This window comes from Kandleria vitulina DSM 20405 (assembly GCF_000702065.1).
In the GTDB taxonomy this organism is placed as follows: domain Bacteria; phylum Bacillota_I; class Bacilli_A; order Erysipelotrichales; family Coprobacillaceae; genus Kandleria; species Kandleria vitulina.
In genome coordinates, this window is the sequence record NZ_JNKN01000052.1 from 1 (window position 1) to 9,002 (window position 9,002).

General features: G+C 28.3%; 7 protein-coding genes and 1 pseudogene. All 8 read right to left on the bottom strand.

Annotation, left to right across the window (positions count from 1 at the left end; translation table 11 throughout):
- Positions 1 to 7 precede the first annotated feature (7 nt).
- The 8 genes and pseudogenes from tnpA to T513_RS0109040 all read right to left on the bottom strand — a co-directional run bounded on the left by tnpA (position 8) and on the right by T513_RS0109040 (position 8,224).
- Entirely contained in the window at positions 8 to 409 is a 402-nt protein-coding gene (tnpA, locus tag T513_RS0109000; RefSeq protein WP_031589414.1) for an IS200/IS605 family transposase, read from the bottom strand.
- Between the two features lie 73 nt (positions 410 to 482).
- Entirely contained in the window at positions 483 to 950 is a 468-nt protein-coding gene (locus T513_RS0109005) for a hypothetical protein (protein WP_051654427.1), read from the bottom strand.
- Entirely contained in the window at positions 950 to 2,338 is a 1,389-nt protein-coding gene (locus tag T513_RS0109010; RefSeq protein ID WP_031589834.1) for an AAA family ATPase, read from the bottom strand. The genes T513_RS0109005 and T513_RS0109010 overlap by 1 nt, the downstream gene beginning before the upstream one ends.
- Positions 2,339 to 3,098: 760 nt before the next feature.
- A complete protein-coding gene (locus tag T513_RS0109015) occupies positions 3,099 to 3,851 on the bottom strand; it encodes an ABC transporter permease (RefSeq protein ID WP_031589835.1) in 753 nt (250 codons plus the stop codon).
- A pseudogene (locus T513_RS0109020) lies at positions 3,852 to 4,652 on the bottom strand (ATP-binding cassette domain-containing protein); the annotation flags it as partial.
- Positions 4,653 to 4,729: 77 nt separating this feature from the next.
- Entirely contained in the window at positions 4,730 to 6,406 is a 1,677-nt protein-coding gene (locus tag T513_RS0109025) for an ABC transporter ATP-binding protein (RefSeq protein ID WP_031589837.1), read from the bottom strand.
- Between the two features lie 228 nt (positions 6,407 to 6,634).
- Positions 6,635 to 7,000 (bottom strand): hypothetical protein, encoded by a 366-nt coding sequence (locus tag T513_RS0109035; protein ID WP_031589838.1) that lies wholly within the window; start codon positions 6,998 to 7,000, stop codon positions 6,635 to 6,637.
- Between the two features lie 3 nt (positions 7,001 to 7,003).
- Positions 7,004 to 8,224, bottom strand: coding sequence for a radical SAM/SPASM domain-containing protein (locus tag T513_RS0109040; protein WP_031589839.1), 1,221 nt, complete (start codon positions 8,222 to 8,224; stop codon positions 7,004 to 7,006).
- Between the last annotated feature and the right edge of the window lie 778 nt (positions 8,225 to 9,002).

Sequence of the window (9,002 nt, forward strand, 5' to 3'; positions counted from 1 at the left end):
TTATCACCTACGGTCTTGTTTTTTGGGTATCTACATACCATTTAATAGTCTCGGAACTTACATTACCTGCTGTGCTTACAAAGTAGTTACGAGTCCAGAGACTCGGCATTGCTTTGAGCTGAGGAAATTCTTCCCTTAATTGGAGCGAAGTGCAACCTTTAATCTGCTTCATTATGTTTGGAATAGACATAGTTGGCAGTACACTTACAAAAATATGTACGTGGTCTATATGACATTCCAAAGCAAGGATTTCAATACCTTGTTTATCACATTCAGCAATAGTAAGCTCTTTAAACCTATCCTCAACACCTTGAATGTTAAATATTTTTCTGCGGTATCGAGGACAAAACACAAAATGGTAGTTGATCAATGATACGGTCGTCTTTGTATGTTTGTATTCATTCTTCATGAATATATAGTAGCATGTTTATAGATGTTAGTCGATTAAATATCTACAAAAGTAAAAAGATGGGCTATCATCCTCACGGTTGAAACCGTGGGTTTTCTCGCCCACATGGGTTATAAGGTATATTACATATCTCATCTTTCATGATTAATCTAAGAATATTTTCACGTTTTCGTTTATTTCTATCAATGATATTATGAGGATTCATTGTTCTAATTTCAGATGGACTATAGATTGTTTTTTTAGCTTGTTGATCTTCTTTTATCACACTATCCTTTACAAATGCACCATCTGTATCAATGATATGAATGATTTCTTTGAAATCTGATCGTTTAAAATGATTCTTTTTTTCATATTCTCTTATACAATTTCCTACTTGATTAACGATATTTGAAGGATTTACACGGCTCTTTGAAGTAATATCTCCATGATTGATATGGACATAAACACTCTCTTTTTCAAATATGCGTGTTAATAACACACCTAATGCTTCTTCATCAGATGGGCCTTCTACTATTACAAAAACAATCTTTTTTCTTGCCACTACATGTCACCAGCCTCTCTGAAAGCGAGTGCGATATCGTAATTATTAGTTAGATCATATACAACTTCGTCCTGTTCACCTAAGACTATATCCCTATAATAGAAATCTCTTAGATTATTATTTTCCTTCACATTTGTCATTCTTAAATAACGGTTTTCTGGATTAGTGGTAGTAAAGGCAATAAATCCTTTATCTAGAGTCTCTAATGGACGAAGATTATGTGATGTAAAAATAAGTTGTCCTTTTCCTTTTTCAGATATTATTCTTAATAGTTCTCCTAGAAGATATTCAAAGATTCCTGCATCAAGTTCATCAATTGCGACAGTAATTGATGAGTTATTATATACAACTATAAGAAGCTGTAAAATAGAAATAATCTTTTTGATACCTTCTGATTCATAACGAAGAGGTATTTCTTTGTGATTCTTTTTAGACATCAATTGTACGCGACAGCCTTCTTTTCCATTCTTTAAAAGCTGCTTACCAAAATTATGCATACTGATAGTTAAACCAGGAATAATCTGCGAAAGAACTATATTCATATTTGGAATAATCTTTTCAATAACGTCTACAACTTCAAGGGGTATTGTTTGTGCTTCATTAAGTGGTAATGCTATATTACCAACAATACCTGAACGCTCATTATTTTCATACTTAAATGATAGAGGAAGTGCATTCAATGATATTAAGCCATTATACTTTGTATTAATAACTAGGAGTTCATATTGTCCATAATTTACGAGTGCCTTGATCAGATCATGATAATGAAGATGAGATGATTGCTGAGTTATTGCTTTAAGTAAATCTTTAGAAAAAATAAACGATTTACCAGTAGCAAGCGCTAAGCGCTTGGTAACCTGCAGTTCTGTTTCTAACGACTTGCTTTTTCCAACTAACATCTGATACTTATTTTTAGGTGTAAATACTTCACCTTCACTTGTATTGATCAATTTGGACATTCTTACACTTTCTTCTTTTGTTACATATGAACAGCGTAGTATTTCATCATAGATGACTGCTTTATAATTCTCTATATCCAATATATTCTCATTATCTTCTTCAATTTCTTTTTTTAATTTGAATTCGTAGATGACTTTATATGAAATATGAGATAACTTCACCGTAAGCTCGTATTTCATAGTAGCATATTTACCATCAACATTTATGTAATCCGCATATTCTGATGGAATAGAATTTCCACAAAGTGCAAGCTTCAGTAACATAATTGCATCTATTAAAGCTGTTTTACCTGATCCATTTTGACCATAGATTCCTAATATACTTGCTTTATAATTTTTTCTATTATTCTTTAAAGAAATCTGTCCCATTTTTACATTCTTAAAATTTTCAATCTTTATATTTTCTATCCTTACACATGCTCTTTCCATTCCTAGTCACCCCATTTATTCTTCTACTAAATATATATTAACATATAATTCGATATTTTTTGTATCATTTTTTATATTTATAGTCATTTTAAGTAAAATAAACGTGGCAGTCTAATGACTGCCACGTATTTTATTCATCCATCATAGCTTTTCTATCATCACCATAATTAAATGAATTTAAGACATACTTTGACATGAATGCAAATGTGCTATACACATTAGATTTACCACTAGCATTTGTGCCATAGATTGCAGCTACTGGAAGAACCTTTTCTCCATTTACTTTTACAACTCTTTCAGAGAACTCAGTAATATTTGTAGCAGATAAATCTAAAGTTGTTTCGTCCCGAAACGACTTATAGTTTTTGAAATTAAACTGTATTAATATGATACTTCACCCCATCTTATATTCTTATATACTATTATATACGTCTCTTTTCTCACATTAACATAATGTAAATTTTTTTTGTGTAAATTCGTTTATCATAATTTACACAAAAAATTTTAGACTATGCTCACTTAGAATTCTATTGATTTTATCTACATTTATCTTAATATATAAATCTATATTGATTTATGCCTGATATTTTTTTGCCTTATTTAAAAAAGAGATAGAAAAATTGATCCACCTCTTTAAAAAATCATTTAATCAGTATCTCTTATGAGCTTATTTCCACTTTCGTGGAAAGGATATTTTCCCACGGTAAGTAGCATCCCCTCAATCGGTTATGCCTACTGCTACAAAAATAGAATTTACATTTTACAAATCAAGTGAATTAATTTTTCTACCCATTAAGTATAAGAAAATCAATATAATTAATCCGCTCCAAATAAGTTGTTGTAATATACCACCTATATCTATATGCGCATCTGTAGCAAGCGCAAAGTAACCTGGAATCAGTACACGAATTGTATCCATTCTAGCTAATAACAATGTTATTGCATAAAGAGCAACTCCTCCAATTGTCGATATTATCGCACCATATTTAATCGATAAATACATACTAATAATAACTATAATCACAATATAAACACAACCAAATAAAGATGTAATAAATAAATTAATATTTTCTTCATTTAAAATAACTAATTGTAGAGTAGCGTACTTTGTATATCTAACTAAGAAAAAATAACTAAAAGTCGATAAAACTATATTTATTATGTAATAAAAGACGATTAGACTTATAGTTGCCAATAACTTTGCTTTAACAAGTTTTTTTCTATCTGCTACTCTTGTTATCTCTAATAATATTTGCCCTTCTTCCTTCTCACCACCTAATAAACTTGATCCCACATACATAAAGAAGATAAGAGGTAAGCCAATTAAAAATAGGAGTTGCCAAATAGCACCAACATATTGAATAACATCAAACTTTCCATTAAACAAAACCCAACTCCAATTAAATTTAATTCCTAATCCATATAACAATGAAACGGAATTGAACAAGATAACAATTATAAAATACTTTTTTTTATGCATTTTATATAATTCTAATTTAATTAAATCACCCATTTATTCCTCCTTAAATAGTTTATCTAATGACATTTTACTTAGCTTTATATCCTTAATTATAACATTATGTGTTACAAGACATTTAATGACATCATTAAATACTTTTTCCTCAAACCAAAAACTTATTACTCTATTAGTAACATTTTTTTCTTGAATAATACTTTTTATTTCTTCAGGAATTTGAGTTTTAGTATATATTATTACTTTTCTTCTTTCATCATAAGCATATGCTTTAATTCTTTTATCTGAAATAAATAAATATCTCTCACAAATTCCTTCTATCTCCGATAACTGATGAGAAGAAATTAATATTGCCATATTTCTTTCTTTACTCATTTTAATAATAAAATTCCTAATTATCTGTATACCTACTGGATCCAAACCGACAAAAGGCTCATCTAAAATTAATAATCTTGTATTTCCAAGTAACGCTAGAGCTAATCCTAGACGTTGTTTCATTCCAAATGAATACGCCTTCACTTTTTTATTATCATTTTTCAAATCAACAAGGTTTAATATATCTTCTATTATTGCTTTCTCTTTTTCTTTTTTATACCTTTTACCTTTATACCATTCTTGAATTTTTATGTTCTCATACGCGCTTAAGTTTTCAAACAATTTACAATCAAGCAAATATCCAATTTGATCCATTAAATCTTTATTTTTATAATATTCTGAAGAATCATTAAATAATATTTCACCAGCATCTATAGATATTAATCCCAAAATGCATTTCATTAATGTAGTTTTTCCTGATCCATTTCTGCCAACCAATCCAATAATTTCTCCTGGATTTATCTTAAAAGAAACATCTTCCAACACAGTATGCGTTCCAAATGATTTATTGATATTGTTTACTTCTAATATATTTTCCATTTTTACTCTTCCCCATATAATTTATAAAAATATCCTTTCTCTTGTATCAAATCATGCCATGTACCTTTTTCTATGATTGTTCCTTGATCTATACACAAGATACAATCAGCCATTTTGAAAAATTCCTTCTCTAACTTATGAGTTACAAATACAATAGTTTTTTCTTCCATCTCAAATAAATTTCTCACTATTTTCTTTGCTGTCATTTTGTCCAATGAAGATGTTATTTCATCTAACAAAAGAACAGGAGAATTTCTTAATATCGCTCTTGCAATAGCAATTCTTTGTTTCTCTCCTCCTGAAAGTCCATTCCCACCTTCAGTACATTTTAAATCAACACGATTATTTAAGCACTCACTTAGACCTGCTATAGATACAGCTTCATAAAACGCTTCATCAGAATAATTTTGATAGAGCTTAACATTGTTCTCAATTGAGTCATTAAATATAAATGTATCTTGATGCACGAAGGATATTACGTTTGAAATATCTTCTTTAGCACACTGATAATTCTTATCATTTATATACAAACTTCCTGTAGTAGGTTCTAATGTATTAGCAATTAATTTAAGTAGTGTGGTTTTTCCACATCCACTTGGTCCAATCAAGATATATTTCTTATTCGCGGCAATTTTTAAAGAAATATTTTTCAATGAAAAATCACTATTATCCCTGGAAAATGAAATATTATTACACTCTATTTCAGAAAAAACTATTGAAGAAGTTAATAGATCTTTATTACTATCTCTTTCTTTTATTTCAATCATATTTTCAAGTTTCTTTTTAACTGATTTACTACCTGTCATCTCAATTAACGCAGATACAACTTCTCCAACTGGTTGCATAATGATATTCATTACCTGAGTAATTGCAATCATTTCTCCGATAGAAATAACTTTGTTTATAACCAAATAACCTCCCGCAATGAAGCTTACGGCTATAATTATATAATTCCCAAAAACCATAGTTTGGTTATATAAACCTATTTTTTTTTTCAATATAAATAATTGATTCTCTAAATTATTTAAAATATCTGAATAATTTTTATACGTTTGTTTTTCAATTTGATAATCATGTATAACATCCATTCCTTCAAAAAAATCCTTTAATCCACTGATAAATTCACCTTTTTTTCTAGAATATTTTTCACTAATCGCATCGATGTTTTTCCCCAATAATAATGGAATTAATAAAACAAGAAAAGCGCTTATTAACAATATAATTCCTACTACTATATTTAATAAAAATAGATATATTAGAGATACGGTAAGTACAATTGTATTTCTCATTAAAACAAATATGTTATTAAAATAGTACTCTTCTAAGAAATTAATATCATTCTCAAAAACACTGATTTTTGATCCTGTCGATGTGAGTCTAAAATCCTCGTACTTTTGACATAAAACACTTTGAAAAAGATCTTGCTTTAAATCTAAATGTATTTTCTTTGAAATCTTTGCTTCTACAAAAATTGATACATATCCGATAATAAAATTTGTAATTAGTACCAGTAATAATAAAAATAGCATCCATTGAAAAGTACTAATTTCTGTTTTTGTTATAGAATCCACAAGATTTTGAATGATATAAACAATCAATATATTTAAAAAACTACAAAAAAGTGTTAAAAAAACTGCTAAAAATAATGTATATTTTTGTTTTAAAATATATTTTTTCATTGCAAAATACTCCTATATGAAGTTGTCCATGACATTAGTCATGGACAACTTATTAATTATGCACTCCAATTTTTTGTGTTATATCCGATACTTGCGCAAACAACAACACCAACAGCTGCACATCCAGCTTTATTTACTTTCTTTGAGAAAAATAACATATTCACACCTCCTCTCATAACATTTGAATTTTTCGAATGAATCAGGATTAATCCAGAAACCAATGGTTAGCTAATTATTTTTTATTCTTTCATATATCTTTTTATTATCACTTAAACCTGTAGCGAAATTCCAATTTACATATAAGTAGATAACTTCATTATTATTTAAGATGAGTCTAATAGGCTTTGAAGACTTCATAAAAAATAAACGAGATTGTGTCGCAAACATTTTAGATGAAACGATTTCATCATTTTCCATATCTACTTTTTTAATATCATTCCATTCTATTGTTTTCCAATCTTTTAATATGATTGATTTATCTGTAATTTGTATTTCTCCTTGATGAGTAAATAGATGTTTTATATGAATACGTGTTAATAAGTTCAATGATTTATTAATGATTTCTTCTTTTGTAGAGGCATAGTATTTATTCATTAATCATTCCTCCATCTTATTTCTCATCGTGGCAAATATTTCATCATAAAAACCTTTAAACATTTTACAAAATGGATCTTTTTTCATGATGTTTCCATTTATGAGATGTGCTCTAGCTCTACAGCCACCACCACATAAATATTTATATGTACACTGTCGACAGCCTGAAATATCATCAACATCATTTTCCCAACATTTCCTATTTGTTTTGTTATTTTCCAATATAGTGATCATGTCGTTATTAACTATATTTCCCATCTTAAATTGTTCTTCCATCAACATATGACATGGATACACATCTCCATTAGCACCGACTGAAAGAATATTACAGCCAGTTCCACAGTGTCTTTTTCCTTCTAATGTATTATTAATGGGTATATCTTCAATTTTGTAAGATGATAGGTATTTTGATATATGAGATAGATCATCATTTAATAGAGAATAATCTTCATATATTTTTTCACATCCTGTTGTAAAAATGCTAAAACTAATTCCTACATCTAATTTATCCGCCAAATCATTGTAGCGACTAATATAACTTACATTTTTATGGTGTATTGTTGGTAAGATTGCCACATTTAATCCTGCATTTTTCATATGGTATATATTTTTAATGATATTATCAAAAATTCCTTCGTCTCTTAAAAAAGCCTTACACTTTGAATCAAAAGTATCTAAAGAAACAGATATATTGTCCAAATATTGTGATAGCCTAGAAAAAAGTGTCATATTTCCTACAGTCCCATTAGTAATTAAAGCCAGTCGTTCAATCTCACATTTTTCTTTTGCGTATTTCATTAAATCAACAATATCTTTTCTTAATAACGGTTCTCCTCCAGATATAACTAAGTTTTTAATTCCAACTCTTTCAAGTTCATTTAACACTTTGATCATATCTTTAAACTCTAAATCAGAGTCTATATTTCTTGAATCATTATCTGAATAACACCCAAGACAATGCAGATTACATCTATTAGTTACATGTAAATATGCAGTAGGTATTTCAATTTCTTTCTTTTCTAATGGCTGATTAGATACAAACTCATTTTCAATAAGAAAATCATATAACTCTTTGTCTAACGAAATCGGTAATTCTTCATTAATCAATTTCTTATAACTTTGTAGATTATCCCTGTCTACCCCCACAACAGCTCCATTTTCTGTATTGATAATCATATCAAGTCCTTTTATATTACATATGACGTTATTTTTATTAATAAACATTTGCTTTTCTCCCTTCTTTTAGCACATTTAAAATAGTGTTAAAGATCACACTAAACACAAAGACAATAATAAAAATTAAGATAAAAGATGATAAATTTGTATTTACGCTAATATTGGATATATTAATACTAGAAGATTGTGTCAATTGGGTTGAATTAGCTATAATTTTTTCAATGAACTCCTTATTTGAATAAGTAAGAAAATACATGATCATTGTAAATATCAAAGATGATATAGCTGAAAACAAGCATTGTAGTTTTATTTGATCAACATGTAAAAGATGAAGTATACAAGCTATTATTAATGAAATAAGTACAGATGGTAAAAAGATAATCATTACAAGAAAATGTAAAATATTAAATGAGTTAAAAAAAGTAACCACATAGAGTATATCTAGTAGTAATAAGATACATGTGATAATTAATATGAAATTGACTATTCTCTTCATTTTGTTCTCCTAGTATAATCTAATTGACTTATCCGTGAGTTACTTTTAAGACTCCCTGGAGTCATTAAAACTGATAAGCGTTTAGATTATATCCCTTTCTTTATTTCCTTTATAATAGAAGTATTGAATATGTGTACTTTAGGTTTTCTCCTTATAGCCTTGACTAGATCTGAAAGTTTACTGCCACAGTGATATGACTAAATAGTAATGAGTTGGATAAGTCCTTGAATTTATATCTTCACTAGGTTCTGTGTTATGTCATAGTGCAGACATGTTCAATTATATTCATCTTAGAAAGGACGTGATTTATATGTATATAGTAGCTATTGA

Excerpts from the sequence above, each read along its gene's own strand:
- tnpA (WP_031589414.1), bottom strand. The coding sequence starts at position 409 with ATGAAGAATGAATACAAACATACAAAGACGACCGTATCATTGATCAAC.
- T513_RS0109010 (WP_031589834.1), bottom strand. The coding sequence starts at position 2,338 with ATGGAAAGAGCATGTGTAAGGATAGAAAATATAAAGATTGAAAATTTT.
- T513_RS0109015 (WP_031589835.1), bottom strand. The coding sequence starts at position 3,851 with ATGGGTGATTTAATTAAATTAGAATTATATAAAATGCATAAAAAAAAG.
- T513_RS0109025 (WP_031589837.1), bottom strand. The coding sequence starts at position 6,406 with ATGAAAAAATATATTTTAAAACAAAAATATACATTATTTTTAGCAGTT.
- T513_RS0109035 (WP_031589838.1), bottom strand. The coding sequence starts at position 7,000 with ATGAATAAATACTATGCCTCTACAAAAGAAGAAATCATTAATAAATCA.
- T513_RS0109040 (WP_031589839.1), bottom strand. The coding sequence starts at position 8,224 with ATGTTTATTAATAAAAATAACGTCATATGTAATATAAAAGGACTTGAT.